The sequence below is a fragment of the Vibrio sp. T3Y01 genome (assembly GCF_013114525.1).
Classification (GTDB): Bacteria; Pseudomonadota; Gammaproteobacteria; order Enterobacterales; family Vibrionaceae; genus Vibrio; species Vibrio chagasii_B.
In genome coordinates this window covers 180,048-206,558 of sequence record NZ_VTXJ01000010.1, presented here as the reverse complement: position 1 = coordinate 206,558, position 26,511 = coordinate 180,048, and the positions used below count along the sequence as shown (strand labels likewise).

Sequence of the window (26,511 nt, the reverse complement as noted above, 5' to 3'; positions counted from 1 at the left end):
TGAGTATCGATGTGTGAGGCAGTTGAACGATATGAATACTAGAATATAAAGGCATGACAGAATCGGTTGGTACTTATCCCGTCATGTTCCCTCAGTAATGACAAATTGCTCAGCACAGACAGACTCAAGTAACGAAGATTTAGTCACTGCCCCAGATCGATTTTAGCTGTGTAAACTACGAATCCCAACATAGGCCTCTCCAGATGTTTCTATGCCAGTAGCAGAGCCACTAACATGAACAATTTCGGTGTTTATGTTAAACTCAGTAAAGGGAACAGTTGAGTAGAGTTGGACATGGCGGACTTATATAGCAATGTTGCTGAACTGATGAAATCAATAAAAGATCGACGAAATCAAAGTGAATACCAGCCATTATCGACTGATTACAATTATCAATTCGACCAAATGGGTGCCGACTCATTCACTATCAGTCAACGATATCTGCGGTTAGCAAATTCAGAAAATGGTGTGGTGAGCTGCCAAGGCTTTTACTACAACTGAGGCTGTTACACATTCGACCCTCCGCAGTTCCATGACCTTAAGCAAGCTCTCGTTAAGCAAGGGTACATTTCTCTGAACACATCAGAACAACTGCCTTATGACGTTGTTATAGTGCCATTTTTATTAAATGGCAGGCGCTTAAATGTTGACGATAAGTTCAGGTCTGCCGTTTGGCATGCGAATAGAGTATTTTCCTGACTCTGACAATTATGCATCCATACTTGGACATGCACTTCAATTCACCAGTCTTGCCCTTAGTGGTTGTGATTTCTTGACGTGTGCAGAATGTATTGTGTGATCAGTACTAGCATGTCTATGCCCAAGATGAATTAAAGTAAACACTATAGTTCAGAAGTGTGGCTCTGAAGGGCCTATCTATTTTTGCTAAAGAGACTGTAGTCGATTTGGAGACACTTTTTTCTGGCTCCTACATTGACTGATTCTTATCCGCTTGAGTGTATTTATGCTTCTTTGACGCAAGTGCGTAATACCAATCAGAAGCATAAATATATGAAGTTGGGGCTAGAAAGTTGGATTGTATGAATTTGAACTTTTATTTGTAAATCAATCGATTAACACTAAGAATTCCCAGTTCCCGTTACCATCCCATTCGCCCCACCACCATTAGAAAGCCCGCTGAGAAATCAGCGGGCTTTTTTACGTTTTGAATTTGGTAAAAGAAAGCTCAATTACATTAGATAAATAGCTATTTTATCTAGCTGTAAGCTTTGTAGAGTTGAGGCTATAAAAAAGCAGAGCGCTCAGGCTCTGCTTTGATGTTTGAACTGTACGTTCCTCGAAACTTGCACTCGTTATTTTGCTACGTTACCTGCAACGTTCAGTGCATCCCAAGTACGAGCAAATGGTGGGGCGTAGCAGAAGTCCATATAACCTAGTTGCTGTGTGGTCATCTTTGCAGTGATGGCAACAGCTAGAGCGTTAATACGGCCTACAGCCCCTTTCTTACCCACGATCTCGCCACCAAGTAGAACGTTAGTCTCTGGGTGATAAACCAGTTTAACTTTGATGTCTTCTTGGCCAGGGTAGTAATCAGTCTGGTTCTTGTCTGAAATTGTTGATACTTTCACATCTAAGTTATGTTCTTTCGCCAAAAGTTCATTTACGCCAGTACACGCCAGTTCATAATCGAGCACCTTCAAACAAGACGAACCTAAGAAGCCTGACATATAGGTATCTTTACCTGCTAGTTTGTCAGCCATCATACGCGCTTGTTTGTTGGCTGTAGTTGCTAGAGGAACATAAACGGGTTTGCCTAGCGCCATATGATGGACAACGGCACAGTCACCGACTGCATGGATATAAGCGTCTTCAGTAGCGCCATATTCATTTACCAATAACGCGCCATTTGCTGCTTTTGGTAGTTCGAATGCTTCAGTATTTGGTTTGAAACCGAGTGACAGGATAACGATATCAGCTTCGACATTGCCGTTATCGGTTTCAACGATGTAACCACCTTGATCAGCATCACGAATAGCTGACACACTGCAACCTGTTTTAAGATCTGCACCTGACTCCCGAATAGCACCTTCGACTACTTCAATGATTTCTGAACTGAACTGAACTGAACTGACGGCTCATGATGTGCTGTTCACGTTCGATGATCGTCACGTGCTTATCTAAGCCATGTGCCGCATCGAAGACTTCCAGCCCGATAAAGCCTGCGCAAATGACGCACACGCGTTGTTTACGATCATCTTTAAGCGCTTCTTTTACTGCTAAACCATCTTCCATGCTTGTTAGTGTGTATACGTGTTCCGGATTGAATTCATCGAATGAGGGAACGATCGGACGTGCGCCTGTCGCAATGACCAACATATCGTAATCGATAGTGCTCTCTACGTTTTGGTGACGCACTGTAATATGTTTTTCAGTACGGTCGAACGACACCATTTCTGTTTCTACGCGTACATCCAAGCCAGATTTGATTGCTTGTTCTGGCGTACGAGAGATCATTCGTTCGGTATCATCAAACATGCCGCCTGCAAAGTAAGGTAAGCCACAGGCTCCAAAAGAGATGTAACTGCGTTTATCTAATACGATGACTTCGTCTGATGGTTGATTACGTTTGTATTTTGCTGCGAAACTCATACCAGCGGCGCTACCGCCTATAACAACAACTTTCATATTTATTACCTAAATAGCCTGAACTCAGGAAAAACAGAAGAGCACTCACGAGGAGTGCCCTTAATTAAGTTTGAGAATTATACTGCTGCTTCTTTTGATACTGTCGCTGTAACGTCAGCGTCGTATTGTTCTGTGTTTAGCGAGCCGTTTTTCTTAGCTGTTAGAACACCAGACAACATAGAGCCTGAGATGTTTAGCGCTGTACGAGCCATATCAATCAGTGCTTCGATAGAAACCAGAATCGCTACTACTGTGATGTCTAGGCCCATGATGGTCAGTACTGCTCCTGCTGCGAACGTTGCACCGCCACCCACACCCGCGATACCGAATGAAGCAATCGCGATAACAGCAATCAATTGCTGGATGAAGCCTAAGTCAACTGGCATGCCCATCACTTGTGCCGCCATGATGGCTAGCATTGCTGGGTAGATACCCGCACAGCCGTTTTGACCGATACTGGTACCAAATGTCGCTGACATGTTTGCTGTTTCTTCGTCTACCCCTAGGCGTTGAGTTTGTGTTTCAACGTTTAGCGGGATAGCAGCCATGCTTGAGCGAGAACCGAAACCGAACACTAGTACCGGCCAGATTTTCTTCATGAACTTAGCAGGAGAAAGGCCGAACATTGACACCATCACGAAGTGGATGCCGAACATTACGCCGATTGCTACGTAGCTCGCTAGAAGGAAACGGCCCATTTCAGCGAGTGCGAACAGGTCATTCGTCATCATGAACGTGGTCATCAGAGCAAATACACCGTAAGGCGTTAGCTTCAGGATTTCACGAACCATTGAAAGAACCACTTCTTTTGCAGAGTTGATGAAATCAACGAAGTTTTGCACTTTCTCTGGCTTACGGTTCTTCACTTGAAGGATACAGTAACCAAGGAACATACCGAACAATACAGTTGATAACGTAGAAGTACGTTGAGAACCCGTTAGCATGTCAAAGATGTTGGTTGGAATGATAGACAGAGCCATACCAGACAGACCACTGCTTGCCATTGCATCTTGTGTTGCTACCAGTGAATCACCGCGGGCTTCAATTGCACTGTTGGTGCCGATTGTGCTGACTAGCGCGTTTGCATCGATACCAAATAGGTAAATACTCGCGATACCAACGGCTGCTGAGATTGCACAAGTGAAAAGTAGAATACCGATGATCTTTGGTGCGATACGAGATAGCGCACCACCGCCTTCAACGTTCATGATCGAAGAGATCATCGCCACGAATACAAGTGGGATAACGATCATTTGTAGAAGTTTGATGTAGCCTTTACCGAACACTGAAATCAGTTCAGCGAAGCCAGATGTTGCAACGTTACCGACACCGAAAACAAGTTGAATTGCACCACCGAACAGTAAGCCAGCAGCAAGCGCACTCAGTACGCGGAAGTTAAAACTTTTCTTTTGCTTTTTGAAGTTCGACAGCAGTGCGTAGAACCCAAAGAACAGTATGCTTAATCCAATAAATGAAACGCTCATGAGAATCTCCTATGATACCCATTAATAACTAAGTCGGTTATTTCTTGTATGCGATGGCTTCAACTTCAACCAATGCGTCTTTTGGTAATCTTGCTGCTTCAACACAAGAGCGAGCAGGTGCGTTCTCTGTACCAAACACTTCTGTGTACACTTCGTTAAAGGCAACGAAGTTTTCCATGTCAGATAGGAAGCAGGTTGTCTTCAGTACTGTGTCCAGTCCCGCATTACTTGCTTCTAATACCGCTTTTAAGTTTTCTAGAGACTGACGAGCTTGCTCTTTGATGCCGCGCTCAACAAACTGCATCGTTTCTGGAACGAGAGGTAATTGACCTGATGTATAAACCATGTTGCCGTAAGACGTACCTTGTGAGTAAGGGCCGATAGCTGCAGGTGCTTGTTCAGTGGCAATGATCTGTTTCACGATGTAACTCCTAAATTATTGGTTTTATTCTGATTTAAATTCACGGATAAACTTGTAAACCGCCTGTCGGCTGATCCCAAGTTGCTCTGATACTTGTGTTGTCGTCTCTTTTAGCTCAAATACTCCGTTATCAAATAAGCAACGGATGATGGCTTTATTGCGACCTTTGGAAGAAATCGTCTCGTCTTGCTCAACTTCTTTAATGGCTGAACTCAATGCTTGTTGAATCACATCATTTGCATTGTTGCTGAAGGTCTCGCTGACAATGGCTTGAGGTACATTGCACTGCGGCATTAGCGTCTTGACGATTTCTGGAAATGGGAAAGATGAGTTCATGTTGATACACAGCATGCCGATCGGTTTTTGCTGTGGACCAGCCAACACACAGGTAGTCGATTTCAGTAGGGAACCGTCTGCTGCGTTGGTGAAATAGCTCTTTGGAGAAACTTCGCCAGTTTTCTCGAATGTACTCCACATGCGTAAACCTAAATCGGTGATAGGCGAGCCGATTTCACGACCTGTGTGATGACCATTGACGATCTTCACGACAGAGTTTTCTAGGCTTTCAAAGGAGTGAATGACCACTTCGCAATAAGGGCCAATCAAGTCAGCAATTGTGTCCGCCAAGCGGAAGTAATTTCTTAAACATTCTCTGTCTTCATCGGTGAATCGAACTTGTTTTACATTCATGATTTCGATTTACATTTTTGAACTCAATGGCTGAAATCCACTCCTTTGGTAGTATTTGAACAAGGTGGAGTAAACTTCTGTAAACCGTAAAAACGTTCAAAACATCAACAAATAACGAAAAATTAACTTAAATTAAGAGCGTAATTTGAACAGGATCACCAAATCATCTTCGATATGGTTTAATTTCTTAAACTTCATCAAAGTTTAAATATTTAAAACCAAAGATTGCATTTTTGAACACTTTAATGATCTAGAACAAATTCTAAAGGGGCATAAAAATCGGTTCTATGGATGTTTCTTATGTCCGGAAATCTAGCTAGTAATTCTGAGATTGAAATTATGCTGGTTGGTATGTTTTTTTGGGGTAAAGGAGGCTTAATCGAAGAGAATTCAGTAACAAAGGATAGTCAGCGGAAGGATCTTAAATCAGAACTTGGATAACTAAAAAAGCAGCCTAAGTGGCTGCTTTTTTTTGGAATTTAATAACTAAAAGCTAACAACTCGCTAGCGGCTAGTTGGCTAGCTTAGCCTCAACTTGCCCAAGCGCGCGTCGGTACATAAACCATGCACAGATACCGGCAAACACATTACCGACCATAGCACCCCAGAACAGACCTTCAATTCCTGCAAGATGAGAGCCAACCCATAAGCAAGGCAAGAAGAAAGCGAACAGACGTAGCGCTGAAATCGTTAATGCGGTGTAAGACTTACCTAGGGCGTTCGAAACCGACACCATTAGCATGCAGATTCCCAAAGGACCAAGGCTAATTGGGACAATCATGAGGTGATAGTTTAGGATTGTGGTTACTTCACTATCGCTGGTCATCAATCCTGCTAATCCGCTTGAGAATACCCACGTAACAAGCGCAATAACGATTTGAAAACCAAGTACAAAGGTTGCTGCAATCTTAATTAAGCTCCGAATGTCAGTTAGGTTTTTTTCTCCCAACATACGACCAACCATTGGCGGCATCGACATGGTCAATGCAAGCACCGCAACAATCGAGAAAAACTCAAAACGAGAACCCAGCGCCCAAGCCGCAACGGCAGCCGTACCATAGCCTGCCAGTAGTTTAGTCGCCAACATAGAGGATACAGGTGGCAGCAATTGGCTTACCATCGCAGGACCCATGATGTTGCCAATCGAGCGAACACTCTTGCCGATGTCAAGATCGTGCCAGTCGAACGTCATCCAATGTTTCTTGGTGACTTTGGGCGCCACGATAAAGATGCCCGCACCGAACGCCAAAATCGTCGCAATCGCTGCACCGTTGATACCCATGTCGAGCGTAAAGATGAAGATTGGGTCCAATATAAGGTTGATGATGCTGGTTGCGATCATCATTGAGCCGGGCAGCATAGTATTACCGTTGGCACGACACACACTGTAGTAAAAGTAGAGTAGTGCACCTGTCCAAGAGCTGATTAACCAATAGATCCAGTAAGAATCAATGATCGGCAATACGCTTCCTGGTGCGTCGAGCAATTCTAAAATGGGGCCGCGAAGCAGATAAATGATCACGGAGAAAAGCGCGACACTCACGCTGCCCATTGCAACTACTAATCCACCTAACTGCTTAGCGTAGCGAATTTCGTTAGCACCAATCGCTCTCGCTATCACAGCAGTTGTCGCGATGCCTAGCCCGACTTGAATTCCGATGATGATCATCTGTATAGGCAGCGTGAAACCTTGAACAGCAAGCGGCAGAACGCCGAGCTGACCAATGAAGGCACTGTCTACAAGTTGGAAGCTCATAAGGGAAAGTACCCCAAACAGCATTGGCCATGTCATGGTATAGAGTTGTCGGCCAAGTGAAGGCGAAGGGGTTGCGGTAGTCGAATTCATATCTGTCTTATTGGTCTTGAAGAGAGGCTCATTGTGAAGAAAGCCTATCTGTGAAGAATTGGGTAAAGGATAACGTAAGGTCAGCTCGATACCAATCATTGTTACCGGATCTCGGCATATTCCTTACTTTAGATTGAGGTGTACTTAGAACATTTGGTGCTGTGTCTTTATGGAACTACCTCTCAAACCTTAGCTATTTTATAGGCTTATCGTTATTGATTGATGTAATTATCAAATCTATAAACTAATATCGTTATAGGAAAACGGATAGTGCATCCGACAGTACAGAATGAACTGCATATTGGAGAGGGAACTAAGATATGCCGACCACAGAAGTAATTCAGATTAGCCAAGAGCAAGTTAGGAAGAATAAGGCGAAGGTGCTCGCCAAGATAAACCAGCAAGGCATCATGTCTCAGGGCTTTCGTCTAGTTAACGTCAAAGATTACCAACAGAAGCTACAAGCTCTGAAGCAGAAGGTCGAAAATTTCGATTACCTGAATGACGCCAATAAAAAGCAAGATCAGGTCATTCTCGATATCATGACGCAGAAAGAGAAGATTCATAATTACTTGGATGAGTCATCGAGTCAGAAGCTAGCAAACGGCAACCTAGATTTTGGTTCTCGAAATCAGGTTGCCAATGCCACGCTTAAGAAAAAGCAGCTTTTCATGATGTTTATGGAAACCGTTGAGGCGCAAGAGGCGCTCAGAGAGTTTGCTGTTAAAGTGGCTTCAGTATGTAACGGTACACTCAAACAGCCGCCGGGAGCTTATCTAGGTGTAAAAGATTTCCATGGGGCGCTAGATAAGATCACTAACCGTAAACGTCATTACGATATTGGTGACCTGAAAGATGCAGCCCGCATGACCATCGTATTCGAAACCATGGAAGATATGATCATAGCCAAAGCGATGATCATCCTGACCAAAGAGTTTGTCGAGCTGAAGCATCACCAATCTGCAATGAAAGATCGCTACGGTACCAGCCAAGGCGACAACGCGAAATTCAACTGTGGTGCAACAGACGCTGGCTACAAAGACATTAAGTTCTTCTTAAAGATGGCCAATGGGCACATTGGTGAGCTGCAGCTCAATACCAAGAACATGATGGTGGCGAAGAAGAACGGCCACATCATCTATGACATCCTTCGAGATGGAGGCAATCTTGATAAAGCATTTACCATTACCAATAGCGAAGTGCTCGCCAAGATAAGCCGTAACATGAGTGAAAAGTGGTTCACCTTTATGAATACTCGTGTGCCAAAAGCGAGAGATGATTTGCAGGCAGTTCAACAACTCGTTAACCGCCTAAGAGCGAATCTAGGAAGAGGGCAGAACTCACTTCAAGTGAGCATGGAAGAGATAACCATACTTTCGCGTGTCAGCCTGTATATCTATGAGCAAGGTGATAATGCCAGAGCCCTGCTAGACTAGAGATTTATTGTTGATTCCCTTGAAGTCCGGTCGTTTGGCCGGACTTTTTCGTTTTAGTTCGATAGCTTGGTGCTGTGCACCCCAGCCAACCTTTAAAGGCACGGTTAAAGTTACTCAAATCGCTGTAGCCCACCTGCCAGCTGATCTCTTGCACGGATAGCTCTGTTTCCTCAAGGAGCTTTCTCGCTTTGTTTTCCCGCACCTTTTCCTTGGCTTCTTTAAATAGAATATCTCTACTCTTCAGGTTTCGTTGCAGTGTCCGCTTTGTCATGCCGAGCATGCTGGCAAACCATTCGATGTTGAACCAAGGCAAGGTCGCATAGGTATTAATCAAAGTTTCGACTGCTTGATGCCAGTTCTGTGAGGCATCTTGTTCAGAGATAGCTCGATAATCATCCGTTAGAGGGACAGCTATTGCACCATATGACTGTTGAAACTGAATGTTAGTGTAGTGGAAATGGTGCGGAAGCCTGTCGGCGTTTTTGCCAGAAGAAACAAGCTTGGCGTGTGAAGGTTGCCAGCGCTCATTAATAAAAAGGCGGCATAGGCTAGTTATGGTAAGGGCTCTAAACCACTCAGCCTGCTCAAACCCTACGGTAGAAGGGTGATAGCTGCTGCGATGACATAGCCACCACATTCCACCTCGCTTTTCCGTCCAAATGGAGACGTGATTATTTAAGGTAGGCATCTCCGCAATTAAGCAGCGTATCGCTTGCTCAAGGGATGTACATTGGCTGATTTGTCTACTTAGTTCTGGTGAGAGTTGTTCAAGCGTCGCTTTGCGTCCAACCTCAATCCCTATCGAATCGCCAAATGCCCGCTCTAAGCCATGAATAAAGCGAATCAAATCTTGGGTAGGTAACCACTGGTTAGAGTGCGTCAGTTCAATTGGCAGACCACATTCGGTAGCAACCGAGCGCCAGTTAAGAGAACGCTTTTCGCAATATTGGATATAGGGCGCGATGTTACTGGTAGAGCTCAGCAGTATGTTGGTGGTGTTCGATGATGCTTTCATTGCTGTTTACGCTCACTCTCTAAATGTCACCAAATGACCTAATTAAGTGTAGCGCAACTCCATATACTTCTTCCAACCCAAATGAGGAGAAGAACATGAAACTTAAACCCCTTACCCTAATTATATCGTCACTCACTATTTCATCGCTTGCTGTGTCATCAACTGTATTTGCATATAACCCAGTGGAAGCTGCACTTAAAGTTGAAGGTGCTCAAGTGACTTTGACTGTCAAAGATGCACCAAAGGCGTTCACCCCTGAATTTGTCAACGCAGCACGAGAAAACTTCAACAACTTCCATTGGCAAATGGGTGGTGACCACAGTGTTTATTACAACTTGCACATGAGTGAGTTTATGCCAACGGCGTTTGCTGCACCGAGCGAGAACTATAAGCCACTGGTGAAAAATATTGACCCACGCCTTGCCAAGCTCAAGGTAGAAACAGACACCAAGGGCGAGCTGACAATGGCTGAGTACCTTGCTGACGAACAGTTCAGAACTCAAGGTTTCATGCTAATTCACAAAGGTGAGATCGTTTACGAAGCGTATCCGGGGATGAGCCCAACAGACAGTCACGTTTGGGCTTCAACGGCCAAGACTACGGTTGGTACGGTTGTCGCGATGCTGGTGGAAGAGGGTAAAGTCGATCCAGAAAAGAGCATTACTCACTATGTTCCAGAACTGAAAGGGACTAACTGGGAAGCGATCACCGTGCATCAAGTGCTCAATATGTCTACCGCGCTTGATAACGAAGAGACGCTTGAATCGATCTTAAACCCTGACTCAGATGTTGTGCGTTTCTTTGCAGCCTCATTCAACTCGCCAAGAGCTAAAACAGGCGAGATGGAAACATGGATGAATGTGGCAAGAGGGGCTGAGAAACTCGAAGGTGAAAAAGCGGGCGACCATTTCCGTTACGCATCTATCAACACCATGGTTCTGACCAAAATGGTGGAGAACATCGAAAACAAAACATGGACTCAAGTGTTTGAAGACCGTGTTTGGTCAAAAGTACATGCACGCCAATCGATGGAGTTCAACCTAACGCCTGATGGCATGGCGATCGCCGTTGGTTTGGTGTCGACAACAGTTGAAGACATGGCTCGCTGGGGCACTCTGTTTACGCCAAGCTGGAAAGCAGTAGCGGATGAGCCGGTTATCTCGCAAGCCGTGATTGATCGTATTCGCAACGGTGGTGATCCAAAAGCCTTTGTTGGTACTAGCAAAGAGAGCAGCTCACTGCACGCCTACAACGAAAAAGCCGATTACAACGCCTACCAATTCGACTTCATCTTCAATGATGGTGCTATGTCGAAAAGTGGCAACCTTGGTCAGTTCATCTACATCGATCCAGAGCGTGATTTTGTTGGCGTAATGTTTTCGAACAACCCTTACCACTCTGGTTTCGGTGAGAACAAAGGCCCTGCACTGATGCGTTCTGCTGCAAAACTACTTGCTGACAAATAACAACCCATTTGAGACAGAAGGACTTTCTAGCTTCAAGGAAGAAGCAAACGACTTTCGAGAGATATAATGAAAAAGTTTGCCCTTATTATTCCATTGAGCTTAGGTTTATCGATTCCCGTACATGCTGAGTCAGAGCGCGTTATCGACCCTGCCGACGTGACTAAGGTGTATACACAGACTGCGCTGATGGTGAGCGGCAGTTCTGATATTCAATTTCAGGGACAGGTTTCTGGTGGTATGGATAACGGTCAGCAGTTTGCGTTACTCGCAGAAGCGACCTTTGTTGATGACAATGATGAAGTACAGCGCGATCCGAACGACTTTGGTTCGGAATACAGCAATTCGCGAATCCAGTATTTCCATGTTTTCGAGACAGGTACTAAGGCTACGCCTAAAGTGGGTCTGTCGTTAGACTACGTCAATACACGCACAAGCATTAAAAATGATTTGTTGTCGGTCGGCGGTGTTGTAGCAATCAATCCAGCTTATACCGGTGGCTTCTTGGTTTTCCCAAGAGCTGGTTTGATGACAGGCAGTATGGAGATTCCCGCTATGAACTCATCTAAAGACGACTTAACAGGTTATTCGCTTGGGCTTATCACGGCAAAGCACTTAGGTGATTCAGGTGCTTATGTTTCTTTAGTGCCAGAGTGGCAAGATCTATCGGGGAGTGATATCAACATGCAAAACTTCTCGTTGAAAACATCACTGAATGTACCAATGAACAGTGCCCGCACTTGGTGGTTGAATACTCGATATGACATCACTAAAGGTGATATCGATGTGAATGGTTTGTCTATGCCGAGTGAGTGGCAAACTGAAGCTTGGGTAGGCGTTAGATACTACTTCTAAAGTGCTCCGTGTTTCGTCCTAAAATACAGTAAATAAAAAAGCCAGTCGTACTGACTGGCTTTATTCGTATCTTGATTAGAGAAGGTTACTTGCTAGCAACGTTGCCTAGCTTCAACCATGTATCGATAACTGTATCTGGGTTTAGGGATACAGAGCTGATGCCTTGCTCCATTAACCACTCCGCTAGGTCATCATGGTCAGATGGGCCCTGGCCACAAATGCCCACGTACTTACCGGCTTTGGTTGCCGCGTCGATAGCCATTTTCAGCATCGCTTTCACAGCTGGGTTACGCTCATCGAATAGGTGTGCAACGTCACCAGAGTCACGGTCTAGACCAAGCGTCAGCTGAGTCATATCGTTTGAGCCGATAGAGAAGCCATCGAAGTACTTCAAGAACTCTTCAGCCAAAATTGCATTCGATGGTAGCTCACACATCATGATCACTTTCAGGCCTTGGTCGCCACGGCGAAGGTCGAATTTAGCCAGAATGTCGATAACCGATGCCGCTTCACTTGGTGTGCGAACGAATGGAATCATGATTTCAACGTTCTTAAGACCCATTTCGTTGCGAACACGTTTGATCGCTTGAGTCTCTAGCTCGAAACAGTCTTCGAATACAGGCGAGATGTAACGAGATGCACCACGGAAGCCCAGCATTGGGTTCTCTTCATGTGGTTCGAACTCTTTGCCGCCGACTAGGTTGCTGTATTCGTTCGACTTGAAGTCAGACATACGTACGATCACACGCTTAGGCCAGAATGCAGAAGCGATGGTCGCGATGCCCTCTGTTAGTTTGCCTACGTAGAAATCGATAGGATCTTTGTAACCACGAATACGCTGTGTGATTTCAGCTTTAAGCTCATCAGACTGTGCGTCAAAATTAAGCAGTGCTTTCGGGTGAATACCGATCATCTTGTTGATGATGAACTCTAGACGAGCAAGGCCAACACCTTCGTTTGGAATTTGCGCGAAATCGAAAGCACGATCTGGGTTACCCACGTTCATCATCACTTTAGTCGGTAGCAATGGTAGCTCATCAACCTCAGAACGTTTAATTTCGAACTCTAGCTCACCTTGGTAGACATAACCGGTTTCGCCTTCAGAACATGAGACTGTCACGGTCGCACCGTCTTCAAGGTTGCTTGTTGCGCTGCCACAGCCAACGATTGCTGGAATACCTAACTCACGAGCGATGATTGCTGCGTGGCAAGTACGACCGCCACGGTTGGTAACAATCGCAGAGGCTTTCTTCATCACAGGTTCCCAATCTGGGTCTGTCATGTCTGTTACTAGTACATCGCCTTCTTGAACCAGTGACATTTGGTCTAGAGAGTCAACCAAACGAACTGGGCCAAAGCCGATACGTTGACCGATCGCACGGCCTTCAACTAGCACATCGGCCTTGTTGTTCAGCTCGTAACGCTCGATAACGTTTTGGTCGCTTTGAGAACATACCGTCTCTGGACGAGCTTGAACGATGTAAAGCTTGCCATCGATGCCATCTTTCGCCCACTCAATGTCCATCGGGCGTTGGTAATGCTTCTCAATGATCATCGCTTGTTTTGCTAGTTCTTTGATCTCTTCGTCATTTAGTGAGAACTCGTTACGCTCTTGCGTATCGGTGTCGATGATATCAACTTGTTTGCCAATTTCTTGGTTGGTTGAGTAGATCATCTTGATCAACTTAGAACCAAAGGTCTTCTTCACGATAGGCTGGTGGCCTGCTTCTAACATTGGCTTGTGCACGTAGAACTCATCTGGGTTCACAGCACCTTGAACAACCATTTCACCTAGACCCCAAGAAGAGGTAATGAATACCACTTGGTCGAAGCCGGACTCTGTATCCAGTGTGAACATCACACCTGAAGAGGCTTTGTCTGAGCGAACCATGCGTTGAATACCCGCAGACAATGAAATGCCACGGTGGTCAAAGCCTTGGTGTACACGGTAAGAGATAGCGCGGTCGTTAAACAGAGACGCGTAAACGTGCTTGGTTGCTTCTAGTACGGCGTCGATGCCTTTCACGTTAAGGAAGGTCTCTTGCTGGCCTGCGAATGAAGCATCTGGAAGGTCTTCTGCGGTTGCAGATGAACGCACAGCTACAGACAATTCTTCGTTGTCTTCGATTAGCTCGCGGTAGTTATCACGGATGTCTTGCTCTAGTGATTCTGGGAAGGGTGCGTCTAGAACCCATTGTCGAATCGTTGCACCTGTCTTACGCAGTGCGTCAACGTCTTCAACATCAAGTTCATCAAGTAGTTGGTGGATGCGCTCATCAAGACCTTTGTAGTCAAGAAAGTCGTTAAACGCATACGAAGTGGTAGCAAAACCATTAGGTACAGAAACACCAGCATTGGATAGGTTAGAAACCATCTCGCCCAGTGAGGCGTTCTTACCGCCGACTTTGTCGACATCTTCCATGGATAGGCCATTGAACCATAGGGTATTATTTTGCATTTATTTCTCCAGAAACATAGCAAGCATTGTAGGGATTTAAAGGCAAACGATTACGTATCAGTTTAAAAAAATGTAAATTATTTTTTAAAGCTGTGGGGGACGTAATAGTCAGCAGGGTTTTGTTATATATATTATGGTTACCATCCTACTCAAAATAATTTTAAACATTAAATAAAAAATGCAAATTGATATTCAAAGTCGTGATGTATTCTATGTTTCTGATGGAACGGCCATAACATGTGAGACTTTAGGGCATGTTGTTCTAGGTCAATTTCCCTTCAAAGCCAATGAGAAAACCTTTCCTTTTGTTGAAAGTGAGGACAAACTTTCTGATTTATTGAAAGAGATTGAAACTTCGTACCGTGAGAGTGGCCAGCAACCTTTGGTGTTCTTTTCGATTGTGATTCCTGAAATCAAAGCGAAGTTGCTTGAAGCGCCTGCCCATTGCTATGACGTGTTGGAAAGTATTGTTCAGAAGGTGCAAGATGACATCCATATGGCGCCGACTCCTAAGTTGCAACGCTCACGCAGTGTGAACAAGGACTCGGTGAAGTATTTCGACCGTATTGCCGCAATCGAATACACACTCGCACACGATGATGGCATCACGCTCAAAGGGCTGGAAGAAGCCGACATCATCTTGCTGGGGGTATCTCGAAGTGGCAAGACGCCAACAAGCTTGTATATGGCGATGCAGTTTGGTTTAAGAGTGGCAAACTACCCGTTCATTCATGATGATTTGGCACGATTAAAGCTGCTGCCAGAGTTTGAGATATACCGACATAAGCTGTTTGGTTTAACCATTGATGCAGAAAGATTGACTGAAATCCGTGAGAATCGTTTAGCGGGCAGTGAATACGCGAGCGACTCACAGTGTCTGTATGAGCTACAAACCGTAGAGGCGATGTTCCGTAGAGAAGCTGTGCCTTACATCAACACGTCTTCATTATCGGTTGAAGAGATTTCTACCCGTATCCTAGAGCGAACCGGCTTGAGAAGGCGCCTGTTGTAATAACAAGAGCTTGATGTCATCGAAATAGTGAAAGATAAAAAAATCGAAGCTAGCAGGGAGAGATACCTGATGGCTTCGATTTTTTGTTTGTGCTTGTTGCAATCGTTCTAGCGAAGAAGAGACAGTTTTAGCGTTTCACTCTGCTTTTCTAACCAACGTTCTAGAGCTGGTGGCCATGTGATGCTTGGCTCAACGCAGAAGCCACGCAGCATAGAGAAGTACACTGCTTGGTCGATAAGAGGCTGCGAAGACTCCCCGTTCTCTAAGTTCAGTAGCAGCTCTGCATCTTTCAGAAGCGGGTTAATCTGTTCAACAAACTGCGGTGTTTGCTCAATCAGCTTGTCGAAGTTGAGTTCTTCGGTTTCTTTGGCTGCGCGCCATGCTTCTTTGCTTGCTGGTGATTGGTACTCAGCAAGGTCTAGTTTCCACCAACGTGGCAAACCGATGCGCTGGCTTAGCGGGAATGCGCGAGTTTGGAACAGGGTCACTTGCTCTGATGGTTCACGCTGCTCGTCACTAGATTTCAAATCCATGAAGTAAGCGATGATATCTAGGCTCTCAGCCATGATAGAGCCATCGTTTTTTTGTAATACGGGTACCATCTTTTTACCGATTAAATCGATAAGAGTTTGTGCATCATCATAATCCACAGAAACAAGTTCGATGTTTAAGCCTAGAGATTGAGCAATGTAGGCGACACGTGCACAGAAAGGGCAGTGGTCGTAAATATAAAGCTTCATAGCTTCCCTCAGTTCATGGTCATTGTGAGTATAAGGTGATGCTAATGTACCAGAAAATTCTGTAAACACTAAACATCAATAGAGAGTGCGTATCAGTAGGCAATAAGCCTTTGTTGTTACGCTTTAATTTATCCTATTGTCTGTTGGAACCGAATTTGCTGCAATGACTAAACCTGTAGGAAGGCTGGCGGTAAGTAGCAGATATAAAAAAGGCCCTGGCTGTTCACTCTAATGCAGAAGAGTAAAGCAGCCAAGGCCTCAATTTTGTTACCTTTAGCAGAGTGACTACTAAAAGAGCAGAGCGGTTAGACTATGCTTTTTTAAGATCTTGCATTGGGTAAGTAAGCGGCATTGCGCCTTCTACTGTTGTAACGTGAACGTAGTAACCACCAGCACTTAGACCAGTTACTACCATTTCACCAAGTTCAACACCTTTTGTTGCTACAACGCGATCGTCAACTGAAAACACTTTACACACCTTCAATAAATTAAATAAATACGATAGATATCGAACGCGGATTTAATCAGATAGCCCTCTGATCAACTAATCCGGTTATTTGTCGTAAGGATTAAATTTAGTTATGCATAAACTGATATGTGATTAAAATCAGAGTGTTAGTTTAATGGTCTGTATTATTTATCTGCAGGATAAACGACACCAACCTGTTGACGCATCTTTGTAATTAACTTGGCAACGGTTAATGCGCGCTGTTTAGCATCGGTTTGTGTGGTGTGATCGCCAGCAATACAATCAGCAAAGGCTTGCGCTTCGTAACTCATTGAGTTTTCGCTTTGCACTTGAGTGAGATTTTCAATGCTGCCATCACGATAGCGGATCTTAACGTCGGTGCATTCAGCGATGTGATCAATGATGATCGCACCATGCTCACCCTGGATCTCGCTTGGCGCATATGAGTCGCTGACCTTAGAGTGTGCAAGGGTCACGTCAAATTCAGTGTATTGGAAGATGGCACAGCCATGCGCATCAACGCCTGATTCCAGCAGTTTTGCAGATGCCTGGGCGTTATCAGGTTCACCAAACAGCGCTACCATTGCTGCAACGCAATAGAAGCCGATATCGACCAATGAGCCATTTGAGAAAGCCGGATTAAAAGTGTTTGGGTTTTCACCATTCAGGTATTTTTGGTAACGCGATGAATACTGGCAGTAGTTGATGTGCGCTTTATGTACCTTGCCGATTTTTTCTAGCCCAAGTTGGACTTGCTTAAAGTTAGGCAGGAATTGAGATTTATACGCCTCAAACAGTACCACACCGTTTTTCTCAGCGACTTCAAACATGCGTGTGGCTTCCACAATATTCGATGCAACAGGCTTCTCACAGATGACGTGCTTACCATGCTCCATCATCAGAATCGACTGCTCACAGTGCAGCGAATTGGGTGAGGCGATGTATACCGCTTCAACCGTATTGTCGTTGGCTAATGCGTCGAGTGAGTCATATGTGGTTTCAACACTGAATTCTTGTGCGAACTGCGCGGCGCGGTCTAGGTTTCGCGAATAAACGGCAGTCAACTGCATCGATTGTGATTCATGTGCAGCTTGAACGAACTTTTGTGTAATCCAATTGGTTCCAATTACAGCGAACTTAATCATAGTGGTATCCGATACTTAGGGTCTGCGAAGATAGTAGCACTCAAAGGCGGGGGTTGTGTTCGAGATTTGCGGAACAATTTCCTTAAACTTAGTGCCTAATATTGATCACCTGCCTTCACAGAGTGTCTGAGTCGACCAGTAGAACGGTGCACATTTAAGCCATTTTTGCTAAGGTGTTATTGAATTCAAACAAGGTGATGATATGCAAATTCGGAATGCTAAGGTAACTGACATCAACGCGATTTTAGCGCTCTCTGATCAGATAAATCATCAACATCATCTCGGTGCGCCTATGGTGTTTGCACCGCCGTCACAAAGCAAAGCAGACAGCGAGGAGTACTGGCTGGGCTTAATGATTGACCCTACTGGGGCTTTCTTTGTCGCTGTTGAACAGGATGCAGTGATTGGTTTTCTCGCGGGTAAGGTCACGCAGAACAAAGGCGTGAGCTTTATTCAGTCTCATAAGGTGGCGAGAGTGAACACTATTGTGGTGAGTGACCAAATTCAGAGTAAAGGCGTTGGTCGAGCGCTAATGAAGTCATTCAATCAATGGGCGCAAGCTCAAGGAGCGATCGAATTAAGATTAGAGGTGATGGAGTTTAATCAACAAGCTCAGAGCTTTTATGAGTCGCTAGGAATGGAGACTCAGTCCCGAATCATGTCGATGCGTTTTGAGGAGATATAAGGGTGCGTCCGTTTTTACCACTATCACTATGCCTATTTTTGATGAGTCCGATTGTACTCGCCGAAAAGATCGTCGTTGAGAAGATAGTGTCTGACGCTACCGCTATTGAAACCATTGTCTTTGAGTCAGCACCAGCTCATTCACAACGCATCTCAACTTCCTCTCCTAACTCTACTGGCACTTCAAAATCAAAGCATGTGATTGATGTGGATGAGGCGCTGGGTGAAGGTCAATCCACTCAAATTGCTCAGCTGGCACAAGGTTCATCGCAACGCTTACCTAAAGCTTCTGCTCAAGCTTCATTATTAGAACCCTACATGGCGCCCGATTCTTTTTCTGAAATTGATCCTCTGTTGCAAGTAGTGACCTTAGTGAAAGTCGATAAATCGAAACGCAGAATGTACCTGCTCAAAGGGGATGAAGTGGTACAAGAGTTTCGTATCGCTTTGGGTAAGGAACCGAAAGGTCATAAACGCTTTGAAGGGGATAACCGAACGCCAGAAGGGGAATACACGCTCGACTATATCATGGAGCGCTCTGAGTTTTACCGTTCGGTACACATCAACTATCCGCGCTCTTCTGATAGACAGTGGGCTGAAGAGAATGATGTTGACCCAGGTGGTAACATCAAAATTCATGGTATTAAAAACGGTGAACGTCGTGCGCCAGGTTTTATCCAAAGTTTCGATTGGACAGATGGCTGTATCGCATTAACCAACCAAGATATGGATGAGTTTATTCAACTAGTCAAAATGGGCACCCCTATCCACATCGAATGGTAGGCTCTGGTACCCATTTTCCTTTCAGAAATTAGACAGCTCGTTAAAGCAGAACTCGACCAGCACTAAAGAATGCAATCACGATAAGCAGCCCGATAGTGACAGGCTTAAATTTCTCGCCACCAAATCTTTCGAACAGTTTCGAACCCACATAGCCACCAAACATACTGCTTGGTAACAGTGCCAATGTAAGCCAAACCACATCACGGTCGACGAGCCCCGCAATGGATGCAGAAACAAAGGCACTCGAATCTGCCAATACAAAGAACGCAATCAAACCTGCTCTGGCGACGTGCGGGGCCACAGGGCTCGCCAATGCGTGGGTGCCAATTGGTGGACCAGACATAGAAGCCGCACCATTCATTATTCCAGCAAGGCTTCCTAGGATATAGGGAGCAAATCTCGGTTCACTTTTATATTGAAAGCCTCGGTAGATCATAAGTGCAGACGCAAAGATAAAGGCGCTGATGATCAAGATAATGGTGTCTTGGCTAACTGATTTGAGTAAAACCAGGCCAACAGGTGTGAACACAAGGCAAGGAATAAATACCTTGGCTACCCAGCGCCAATTGACATGTTTTTTGACCTTAGGCAGTAATTGAACGTTGCCAAGTAGGTCGATAAGCATGAACACAGGAACAAGCTCAATAACCGGCACGAATAACGCACTTAGAGGCAATGCGACTAGGGTGAAACCGAAGCCTGAGAAGCCACGAACGATAGCGGCAAAAATGAAGATTGCACCCAAAATTGGGAAAGTTGGACTAAAAATGAGATCCATAAATTAAGTAACCAATAAAGCTGCCTAAATAGTGCGAGCTAATGAAACCAAGTGAGCAGCGGAATGTACTCCTACTCACTTGTGTTTGCTACTTAATTTTAAGGTTTATCGAGGTAAATTTTCCCGTCTTAAACGTTTACTACTTTGGTATTTGCTTGGTCAATTTTTCGCGCTAAATCTATCTGGAAAATCAGTGAATATCGCATCGACGGTGGATAGAAATTTGAACTTAGACGGATCATTGACGGTGTAGCACCATGTTTGAATCTTTGCTTCGGCAAGCGTATTAAGATCATCCTGATTGACGTTTTCGTAATTCATGTGGCAACTGAACGCTTTCACCTGATCTATAAGCAGAAGATCGTCTTGAGAGAGCTGCTCTGTGATCACGCCAACGCGGTATCTTGGTAAGTGGTGAGCCATTTCTGCAACAACTTCATGGCTGAAACTTGAAAGCAGCACTCTGTCCGTGTCTATGTTTGAGCGGATCAGCTCGCTGTGTAGAAGATCAACCACATGAGGGGCTTGGTGTCGGCTATCGACTTTTATCTCTAGGTTAACGCTTAGGTTATGTTCTTCAACAAGTTCAAGTAACTCGCTAAGTGTGAGTATTCTTTCTCCTTCGAACTGTTCTGACTTCCAGCCACCAAAATCAAGCTGACGCAGCTCTGCCAAAGTGTGTTCATCAACACGGCCCTTGCCATCACTACAGCGTTCGAGAGTGTGGTCGTGGCAAACGACAAGCTCATCATCCTGAGTTTGCTGAATATCGACTTCAATCCATTTCAAGCCAAGTTTAGCAGCTTGTTCAATACTTGCTTTGGTGTTTTCTGGGTGAGTACCCGCTACACCACGGTGACCTACGATGATAGATGACATAATTAATCCTTCTTGAATGCGCATCGTAAATATTTATTAAATATCAGTTTTCCCGAATACGCCAGAGTAATTGCTGGGCAAGAGTCTCTACACAGGATTCGGCTCATAAAAGTGATATTTTTCTATTACTACTTTTCTAGCAGTACTAATAGGAAAGCCTCTCGAGTGGAGAGGCTTTGGATGAGATTAAGCTTTGACTCGAACCTCGCTTTAGTGAGCGATATCGAGTTGGTTGTCCTTCACGCCGTTGATACGGAACCAACCTGCGATACTGAATCGTTCTGTGTTGGTTGGCAGAACTTCGTGTGGGAACTGCTCAGATAAAAACACAAACAGGCGACCTGATTTTGGCGGAATGGTTGCGATGTGATTGTCTTGTAGATCGTAAACTACAAGCTCACCTGCGTCTTCTTCTGTCCACTCGTCATTCATGTAGAACACGGTAGTCAGACGGCGGTTCTCATTGCCTTTGAAGCAGTCTAAGTGCTTTTGGTAGAAGTCGCCTTTTTCGTATTTAGCAAAGTGCGCTTCGTACTCGAACAGACCCAAAAAGAACGCTTTGTTTGCTTCTAAACGAATCTGCTCCATTTTGTCGAGGAACAGAGAAGCAGGCTCACCCATGTCGCGGTGTACCCACTGAATTTTGTCGCTACGAATGGTCGACTCTCGCGTTACTTCATCGTTACGGCCAATCCTAGCCTTTTTCCAGTTCTCTGGAATGCAATCCCTCAATGCCACCACTTCTTCATGCGTTAAGAAGTCATCCCAAACAAAGTAGCCTTGGGTAGAAAGAGCATCGATTAGTTGGTTCATGTATAGCACTCAGACAATAAATTAGAGGCGCATATATAGTCCTAATAACTTAGGTCAACAAATCACGTATTTTGTCGTCACGATAAAAAGCGGAAGAGCATGGTACTTTGATGTGATTTTGTAGTTAACAAATTTGTTACAAATAAATATGAGTTTGCTATGGTATAGGTCTGACCAGTTGAATTATCACAAGGAGTGGGTTTGCAACTGCATACCATTAAAGGCTATATCCAAGACATGTATTTGGTCGAGTATCCGGACAAATTACTGTTGCTTGATGGCGCATGTCGAGCCGACATCCCGCATTTGAAGACTTTCATTGAAACCGAACTTATGCGTGATTTTTCTGATCTCCACACGGTTGTGGTGACACACATGCATCCTGACCATGCAGGGGCAGCGCACAAGCTCAGAAAGCTCACGAGCTGTAACTTGGTGGCAGCAAACCGAGATAAGGATTGGTATCACGGTATCGATGGTATCTTGATGCATTTGACCGATCTAGCATTAGCAAGATGGATGGCAAACCGCTTAGGAAAGCCGAAAGCGAACTTGTGGTATTCAAGAAAGTTAAAGCCGGACTACAAACTGTCGGATGGTGAGAGCATTCCGGGTTTTGATGATTGGTTGGTTCTAGAAACCCCGGGCCACACCGACAGAGATCTTTCGGTTTATTGCCCATCTCACAGCGTTGCCTATGTGGCAGACCTCATGGTGGAAGTGAAAAAGAAGCTGATTCCGCCTTTCCCTATCTTTCACCCTAACAAGTACCGAGAGTCAGTATCTCGCATCTATGACTTGCAACTTGATACCTTGCTGGTGGCGCATGGAGGACAAGTCGATTTTAGTCAGACAGCTTTTGAACACTTATTGATGAGCGCCCCAAGAAGACCGGTGACACATTGGCGGGTAACAAAAATCAAAGCCAAGAAACTGTTGTTATCGATTTGGCGTTTTGGTTTTCAATTTCATGGTAAATCTAAGAAATAGATCAGCCAAAAGTGGCAACTCGAAATTAAAGAATTGAAAGCAATAAGGCCAGTCATGAGACTGGCCTTATATCGTTGTGACGAGCTTTAATTATAACCTGTGGAGCGGTTACGATGACTCTGATTAGTGAGTCAGCAGGAATTCACCCGCTGGATCAACAATCACTTTGTCACTCATGCCTTGACGACCAAGCAGCATCATATAAGTCATATCTTGACGGTTGCTTAGCGTGATATCGATAGGCCATTCCTGACCGCCGATTTTTAGCATGGTTTCAATCACACAACGGTGTTCAACTTCGCCGTTCGATGATTTGATTCTTTTACTTGTTTTCAGTTTCGCTTTGCAGCGCACTGTCTCTTCTAGGTGGTAAACGTCTGGGTGAAGATCGAATTCAACGAAGTTCTCACCGTCTGTTTTTACACATAGTAGATTGTCTACGTGTAGAGAAGAGGTTTTAGCCCCTGTATCAACACGTGTATGTAGTCCAGTTATCCCTAACTCTGGTAAGCAAAGTGCTTCTGTATTCCCTATGATCATTTTATTGTTCATGTCATTTCCAATCATGAGTTAACGGCGTTAAATCAGCCTTTGCCACGAGTACGGTTAGCGTTTGGTTTTGCATTTTTTTCGATGAATTCGAAAATCATGTCTGCTACATCTTTGCCCGTCGCTTTCTCAATACCTTCTAGGCCAGGAGAAGAGTTAACTTCCATTACAACAGGGCCATTCTTAGATTGTAGAATATCAACACCACATAGGTTTAAACCCATGATTTTCGCAGCATTGATTGCTGTAGCGCGCTCTTCTTTGGTTAGTTTAACCAGTTGAGCTGTACCGCCACGGTGCAGGTTAGAGCGGAATTCACCCTCACCAGCCTGACGCTTCATCGCTGCAATTACTTTGTTGCCAACAACAAAACAGCGGATGTCTGCGCCATTTGCTTCTTCAATGAACTCTTGAACCAAGATGTTCGCTTTTAGGCCCATGAATGCTTCGATAACGCTTTCTGCTGCTTTGTTTGTTTCAGCTAGAACCACACCGATACCTTGAGTACCTTCAAGAAGCTTGATAACCAGTGGCGCGCCACCTACGTTTTTGATCAAGTCTTGAATCTTGTCTGGGCGGCTAGCGAAACCTGTTTTTGGTAAGCCAATACCTTTGCGAGACAACAGTTGTAGTGAGCGCAGTTTGTCGCGAGAACGACTGATTGCAACTGACTCATTGATACAAAAAGTGCCCATCATTTCGAATTGGCGAACAACCGCAGTTCCGTAAAAGGTAATGGAAGCGCCAATACGTGGAATAACAGCATCGTATTGAGGTAGCTCTTCACCCATGTAGCGAATCTTCGGATTGTTACTCGCGATATCTATATCACAGTGCAGCGTGTCGATAACATCGACCTGGTGACCACGTGCTTCTCCAGCCGCTTTTAAGCGAGAAGTAGAGTATAGATTTTCGTTGCGAGAAAGAATTGCGATACGCATGGCGTTTCCTTAGTTAATACCTGATTGGTAACTGCAAATAAATTAGTTGTTAGCTGAGCTTTCAGTTTTTCTGAGGCTCCTTGCTTGCTTCGGGGCGAACCTTAAGGCTTTTCGTTTAACTAAGAAAACGAATTAAATTTGTCGAGTCGACAACAGAAATTTATCGAATGCGTGAGCGATTGGTACAACTGGGTTGAGAGGGGATTTGGAATGGAAAAGCGAGTTGAGACCTAACTCATATTGGGGGTAGGAGCATATTAGGTTGTACTCAACTCGCGTTAACTTGGTGCTTAAAAGTGTACTAATAACGCCAGTTACATAGCTCTATAAGTGTTCGTAGTGCTTCTCTTTCGAGCTTGCTACAGGTGCTTTTTAGCTTATTAAGATAGTATTTTCTCATGATGATTACTTCTCTTGTATTAGGCTTTGGTGGGAACTCAAAGTTCCTTGCTGACCCATTAATTATGGTCATTTAACAGGAAGTAATAAACAGGCGGTTTTTTGGTAAGTTGTTCCTGTTTTTGCTTTTATCGTCACTTAGAGACAAATGTGTTTTATAATCGGCTTTATGAGGAAGGGTTGTTTCTAAAAGGTTCATTATTTGTCTGATCTAAACATGATGCGTTACTACACTCGGCTGGATTCGTTTGAGCCTAACATCTCACATTCGGTGACTTTGACTGAGGTGGCAGACAAGCTGTTTACCAGTTTGCGCCATGCACGAACCTTACTCGGCAAGATGCATCAGGCTGAATGGGTGGTGTGGGAGCCAAAAGTTGGCAGGAATCAACGTTCTAACCTGACATTGCGCTTTAGCAATCAACAACTGACTCAACATGTTGCCAGCAAGCTGATAGAGCAGGGCAAGTACGAAAAAGCGCTCTCTATTTTGGATAATGACCGTGCAGTGTTTGGCTCTCTTCTCCAAGAAACATCCGGTGCGACGATGCGCGAAGGGTTACTGCACGTCCAATTAACCTACAAACGTAAGTTCGAAGATCTGTTCCCGCATCATATTCATCGTAGTAGTGAACGATTTTTGATCAGGCAAGTGTTCAGTTGTTTAGTGACTTGTAATGGCAAAGGCGAGTTGAAGCCTGAACTGGCGCATCATTGGCAATATGATGCTGAAAAGCTCGTTTGGACTTTCTATCTGCGCCCGGGACTTACTTTCCATGACGGACAGCCTGTGGATGCTAAGCAATTAGTTTCGATGTTTTCTGCGTTGCAAACCTTACCTTTCTATCAGACAGAGCTAGCCCATGTCGCTTCGGTTTACAGTGAGCAGCCATTGAGGATCAGTTTTCAACTCACTAAAGCAGATACCGGCTTTGCTGGCTTACTTGCTGGTGTTAAATATTCGATTCAACCCGCAGCGCAAGTCACCCGAGAACCGTCGCCATTAAGTACCGTGTCCCATGCTGTTATTGGAACCGGCCCATTTAAAGTGGTTGAGACCAACAATGAACGAATCAAGCTCGCTGCATTTGAACACTATTATGGTTGTCGCTCGTTAACCGATGAGGTGACCATCTGGCAGTTTGAGGAATCAATGACGGGCACTGCTCGTTTCGATGATAGCCAAATGCACGTATCGCCTTATGAAGATTCATCGTGCTTCCATCAATTAGGGAAAAGCGATGCGGAACTTGTTTCAGCAGACACAGACGGCCTTCGTAGCCGAGTCGAGGATGGATGCTTGTTTATCCTGTTCAATCAGAACTCAGCGGCTAGCCCACTAAATAATGAGCAGCGCAAATACCTTTCACAACTGACCAACCCACAAGCGATTTTGTTTCAGTTGGAACATAACAAGGGTTTGTTCAGTGTCTCTTTAGCTCAAAATATACTACCAAGTTGGCAGAAATTGTATCGAACGCCTTCGAAAGAGACACAACTGCCGAAAAAGATGAGCATTGCGGTTTACGACTATTATGCGTTGTATCGATGTGCGATTTGCGTATCCGATATACTCAAACGCTATGGCGTGGAAGTTGAGGTGAACACCTACAGTTTTCGAGAGTTGGCGCAGCTCTCTCAGAGTGGCGAGTTAAAGGAGGACTTAGTGTTGTGTAACCTCAACCTCGATGACAATGCTCCGTCTTCGCTGTTCTCATGGATGATGAACGATCCTGTTTTGCACTCTGCTTTGGGAGAGATGAACAGCGACTGGCTCAAGCAGCGCTTGGATAGTCATAAAGCATCGGTTGAACTGCCTAATTACTTGGCAGAGCTAGAACCCATCGCGTCTACTCTCATCTCAGACTATTGGTTAGTGCCTATGTTCCATCACTTACAGACCGTTCGTTTCCAAGGGATTCTGAAAAACGTGGCCATCACCAACTGGGGATGGCCAGATTTCAAGAATGTATGGTCTGCTGATTAACTTGAGTGGGAGTGGTCAGCATATTTCC

The 26,511-nt window shown here is 44.8% G+C and carries 24 protein-coding genes and 1 pseudogene; 10 read left to right on the top strand and 15 right to left on the bottom strand.

Annotated features, from left to right (window positions below):
* The first annotated feature begins 294 nt into the window (after positions 1-294).
* Complete coding sequence (locus tag F0232_RS13480; protein WP_171750836.1) at positions 295-501, top strand: hypothetical protein; 207 nt, start codon at positions 295-297, stop codon at positions 499-501.
* Between the two features lie 812 nt (positions 502-1,313).
* Here the strand turns inward: F0232_RS13480 and F0232_RS13475 are convergent.
* The 4 genes and pseudogenes from F0232_RS13475 to F0232_RS13460 all read right to left on the bottom strand — a co-directional run bounded on the left by F0232_RS13475 (position 1,314) and on the right by F0232_RS13460 (position 5,241).
* A pseudogene (locus F0232_RS13475) lies at positions 1,314-2,646 on the bottom strand (CoA-disulfide reductase).
* Between the two features lie 77 nt (positions 2,647-2,723).
* The gene (locus tag F0232_RS13470; RefSeq protein WP_105057942.1) at positions 2,724-4,130 is read right to left on the bottom strand and encodes a cation:dicarboxylase symporter family transporter; all 1,407 of its coding nucleotides are present in this window, start codon (positions 4,128-4,130) and stop codon (positions 2,724-2,726) included.
* 37 nt (positions 4,131-4,167) lie between these two features.
* Entirely contained in the window at positions 4,168-4,551 is a 384-nt protein-coding gene (locus F0232_RS13465) for a RidA family protein (RefSeq protein ID WP_105057943.1), read from the bottom strand.
* Positions 4,552-4,575: 24 nt separating this feature from the next.
* Complete coding sequence (locus tag F0232_RS13460; protein WP_171750835.1) at positions 4,576-5,241, bottom strand: transcriptional regulator; 666 nt, start codon at positions 5,239-5,241, stop codon at positions 4,576-4,578.
* A 300-nt stretch (positions 5,242-5,541) separates the two neighbouring features.
* On the opposite strand from F0232_RS13460, the gene F0232_RS13455 reads away from it, so the two are divergent.
* Complete coding sequence (locus F0232_RS13455) at positions 5,542-5,682, top strand: hypothetical protein (protein WP_155647287.1); 141 nt, start codon at positions 5,542-5,544, stop codon at positions 5,680-5,682.
* A 70-nt stretch (positions 5,683-5,752) separates the two neighbouring features.
* Here the strand turns inward: F0232_RS13455 and F0232_RS13450 are convergent, their stop codons facing one another.
* Positions 5,753-7,087, bottom strand: coding sequence for an MATE family efflux transporter (locus F0232_RS13450; protein ID WP_105058830.1), 1,335 nt, complete (start codon positions 7,085-7,087; stop codon positions 5,753-5,755).
* Positions 7,088-7,407: 320 nt separating this feature from the next.
* On the opposite strand from F0232_RS13450, the gene F0232_RS13445 reads away from it, so the two are divergent.
* A complete protein-coding gene (locus F0232_RS13445) occupies positions 7,408-8,523 on the top strand; it encodes a hypothetical protein (RefSeq protein ID WP_105057945.1) in 1,116 nt (371 codons plus the stop codon).
* Positions 8,524-8,527: 4 nt separating this feature from the next.
* On the opposite strand, the gene F0232_RS13440 is transcribed toward F0232_RS13445, so the two are convergent.
* Positions 8,528-9,538, bottom strand: coding sequence for an AraC family transcriptional regulator (locus tag F0232_RS13440; protein WP_105057946.1), 1,011 nt, complete (start codon positions 9,536-9,538; stop codon positions 8,528-8,530).
* A 95-nt stretch (positions 9,539-9,633) separates the two neighbouring features.
* On the opposite strand from F0232_RS13440, the gene F0232_RS13435 reads away from it, so the two are divergent.
* Entirely contained in the window at positions 9,634-11,004 is a 1,371-nt protein-coding gene (locus tag F0232_RS13435) for a serine hydrolase (RefSeq protein ID WP_105057947.1), read from the top strand.
* Between the two features lie 66 nt (positions 11,005-11,070).
* A complete protein-coding gene (locus F0232_RS13430; protein ID WP_105057948.1) occupies positions 11,071-11,856 on the top strand; it encodes a hypothetical protein in 786 nt (261 codons plus the stop codon).
* A gap of 85 nt (positions 11,857-11,941) precedes the next feature.
* On the opposite strand, the gene ppsA is transcribed toward F0232_RS13430, so the two are convergent.
* Positions 11,942-14,314 (bottom strand): phosphoenolpyruvate synthase, encoded by a 2,373-nt coding sequence (ppsA, locus tag F0232_RS13425; protein WP_105057949.1) that lies wholly within the window; start codon positions 14,312-14,314, stop codon positions 11,942-11,944.
* A gap of 178 nt (positions 14,315-14,492) precedes the next feature.
* On the opposite strand from ppsA, the gene F0232_RS13420 reads away from it, so the two are divergent.
* Entirely contained in the window at positions 14,493-15,326 is an 834-nt protein-coding gene (locus tag F0232_RS13420) for a pyruvate, water dikinase regulatory protein (protein WP_008221770.1), read from the top strand.
* Between the two features lie 107 nt (positions 15,327-15,433).
* On the opposite strand, the gene grxB is transcribed toward F0232_RS13420, so the two are convergent.
* From grxB to F0232_RS13405, 3 genes are all read right to left on the bottom strand, one after another.
* A complete protein-coding gene (gene grxB / locus F0232_RS13415; RefSeq protein WP_105057950.1) occupies positions 15,434-16,066 on the bottom strand; it encodes a glutaredoxin 2 in 633 nt (210 codons plus the stop codon).
* Positions 16,067-16,376: 310 nt separating this feature from the next.
* On the bottom strand, positions 16,377-16,535 hold the full coding sequence (locus F0232_RS13410) for a hypothetical protein (RefSeq protein ID WP_008221767.1): 159 nt from the start codon (positions 16,533-16,535) through the stop codon (positions 16,377-16,379).
* Between the two features lie 164 nt (positions 16,536-16,699).
* On the bottom strand, positions 16,700-17,680 hold the full coding sequence (locus F0232_RS13405) for a Gfo/Idh/MocA family protein (protein WP_105057951.1): 981 nt from the start codon (positions 17,678-17,680) through the stop codon (positions 16,700-16,702).
* Between the two features lie 202 nt (positions 17,681-17,882).
* Between F0232_RS13405 and F0232_RS13400 the strand changes: the two genes are divergently transcribed.
* Positions 17,883-18,365: a GNAT family N-acetyltransferase gene (locus F0232_RS13400; protein ID WP_061031313.1), complete on the top strand. Its 483-nt coding sequence runs from the start codon at positions 17,883-17,885 to the stop codon at positions 18,363-18,365.
* A gap of 2 nt (positions 18,366-18,367) precedes the next feature.
* Positions 18,368-19,147 carry a murein L,D-transpeptidase family protein gene (locus F0232_RS13395; protein ID WP_105057952.1) on the top strand — a complete coding sequence of 260 codons (780 nt, stop codon included), beginning with the start codon at positions 18,368-18,370 and terminating at the stop codon, positions 19,145-19,147.
* 40 nt (positions 19,148-19,187) lie between these two features.
* On the opposite strand, the gene F0232_RS13390 is transcribed toward F0232_RS13395, so the two are convergent.
* From F0232_RS13390 to F0232_RS13380, 3 genes are all read right to left on the bottom strand, one after another.
* A complete protein-coding gene (locus tag F0232_RS13390; protein ID WP_061031311.1) occupies positions 19,188-19,925 on the bottom strand; it encodes a sulfite exporter TauE/SafE family protein in 738 nt (245 codons plus the stop codon).
* Between the two features lie 159 nt (positions 19,926-20,084).
* A complete protein-coding gene (locus F0232_RS13385; protein ID WP_105057953.1) occupies positions 20,085-20,804 on the bottom strand; it encodes a glycerophosphodiester phosphodiesterase family protein in 720 nt (239 codons plus the stop codon).
* A 210-nt stretch (positions 20,805-21,014) separates the two neighbouring features.
* Positions 21,015-21,617 carry a 2OG-Fe(II) oxygenase gene (locus tag F0232_RS13380; RefSeq protein WP_105057954.1) on the bottom strand — a complete coding sequence of 201 codons (603 nt, stop codon included), beginning with the start codon at positions 21,615-21,617 and terminating at the stop codon, positions 21,015-21,017.
* Between the two features lie 201 nt (positions 21,618-21,818).
* Between F0232_RS13380 and F0232_RS13375 the strand changes: the two genes are divergently transcribed.
* Positions 21,819-22,607, top strand: a complete 789-nt coding sequence (locus F0232_RS13375) for an MBL fold metallo-hydrolase (RefSeq protein ID WP_105057955.1) — start codon at positions 21,819-21,821, stop codon at positions 22,605-22,607.
* A gap of 123 nt (positions 22,608-22,730) precedes the next feature.
* Here F0232_RS13375 and F0232_RS13370 read toward each other — a convergent pair whose 3' ends face one another.
* Positions 22,731-23,159 carry a RimK/LysX family protein gene (locus tag F0232_RS13370; protein WP_019824668.1) on the bottom strand — a complete coding sequence of 143 codons (429 nt, stop codon included), beginning with the start codon at positions 23,157-23,159 and terminating at the stop codon, positions 22,731-22,733.
* Positions 23,160-23,191: 32 nt separating this feature from the next.
* Complete coding sequence (gene rimK, locus F0232_RS13365; RefSeq protein WP_019824669.1) at positions 23,192-24,097, bottom strand: 30S ribosomal protein S6--L-glutamate ligase; 906 nt, start codon at positions 24,095-24,097, stop codon at positions 23,192-23,194.
* 601 nt (positions 24,098-24,698) lie between these two features.
* Between rimK and F0232_RS13360 the strand changes: the two genes are divergently transcribed.
* Positions 24,699-26,483: an SgrR family transcriptional regulator gene (locus F0232_RS13360; protein ID WP_105057956.1), complete on the top strand. Its 1,785-nt coding sequence runs from the start codon at positions 24,699-24,701 to the stop codon at positions 26,481-26,483.
* The last annotated feature ends 28 nt before the right edge of the window (positions 26,484-26,511 follow it).

Excerpts from the sequence above, each read along its gene's own strand:
- F0232_RS13400 (WP_061031313.1), top strand. The coding sequence starts at position 17,883 with ATGCAAATTCGGAATGCTAAGGTAACTGACATCAACGCGATTTTAGCG.
- F0232_RS13420 (WP_008221770.1), top strand. The coding sequence starts at position 14,493 with ATGCAAATTGATATTCAAAGTCGTGATGTATTCTATGTTTCTGATGGA.
- F0232_RS13450 (WP_105058830.1), bottom strand. The coding sequence starts at position 7,087 with ATGAATTCGACTACCGCAACCCCTTCGCCTTCACTTGGCCGACAACTC.
- F0232_RS13405 (WP_105057951.1), bottom strand. The coding sequence starts at position 17,680 with ATGATTAAGTTCGCTGTAATTGGAACCAATTGGATTACACAAAAGTTC.
- F0232_RS13460 (WP_171750835.1), bottom strand. The coding sequence starts at position 5,241 with ATGAATGTAAAACAAGTTCGATTCACCGATGAAGACAGAGAATGTTTA.
- F0232_RS13430 (WP_105057948.1), top strand. The coding sequence starts at position 11,071 with ATGAAAAAGTTTGCCCTTATTATTCCATTGAGCTTAGGTTTATCGATT.
- grxB (WP_105057950.1), bottom strand. The coding sequence starts at position 16,066 with ATGAAGCTTTATATTTACGACCACTGCCCTTTCTGTGCACGTGTCGCC.
- F0232_RS13445 (WP_105057945.1), top strand. The coding sequence starts at position 7,408 with ATGCCGACCACAGAAGTAATTCAGATTAGCCAAGAGCAAGTTAGGAAG.
- F0232_RS13435 (WP_105057947.1), top strand. The coding sequence starts at position 9,634 with ATGAAACTTAAACCCCTTACCCTAATTATATCGTCACTCACTATTTCA.
- F0232_RS13470 (WP_105057942.1), bottom strand. The coding sequence starts at position 4,130 with ATGAGCGTTTCATTTATTGGATTAAGCATACTGTTCTTTGGGTTCTAC.
- F0232_RS13370 (WP_019824668.1), bottom strand. The coding sequence starts at position 23,159 with ATGAACAATAAAATGATCATAGGGAATACAGAAGCACTTTGCTTACCA.
- F0232_RS13380 (WP_105057954.1), bottom strand. The coding sequence starts at position 21,617 with ATGAACCAACTAATCGATGCTCTTTCTACCCAAGGCTACTTTGTTTGG.
- F0232_RS13390 (WP_061031311.1), bottom strand. The coding sequence starts at position 19,925 with ATGGATCTCATTTTTAGTCCAACTTTCCCAATTTTGGGTGCAATCTTC.
- ppsA (WP_105057949.1), bottom strand. The coding sequence starts at position 14,314 with ATGCAAAATAATACCCTATGGTTCAATGGCCTATCCATGGAAGATGTC.
- F0232_RS13480 (WP_171750836.1), top strand. The coding sequence starts at position 295 with ATGGCGGACTTATATAGCAATGTTGCTGAACTGATGAAATCAATAAAA.
- F0232_RS13455 (WP_155647287.1), top strand. The coding sequence starts at position 5,542 with ATGTCCGGAAATCTAGCTAGTAATTCTGAGATTGAAATTATGCTGGTT.
- F0232_RS13440 (WP_105057946.1), bottom strand. The coding sequence starts at position 9,538 with ATGAAAGCATCATCGAACACCACCAACATACTGCTGAGCTCTACCAGT.
- F0232_RS13385 (WP_105057953.1), bottom strand. The coding sequence starts at position 20,804 with ATGTCATCTATCATCGTAGGTCACCGTGGTGTAGCGGGTACTCACCCA.
- rimK (WP_019824669.1), bottom strand. The coding sequence starts at position 24,097 with ATGCGTATCGCAATTCTTTCTCGCAACGAAAATCTATACTCTACTTCT.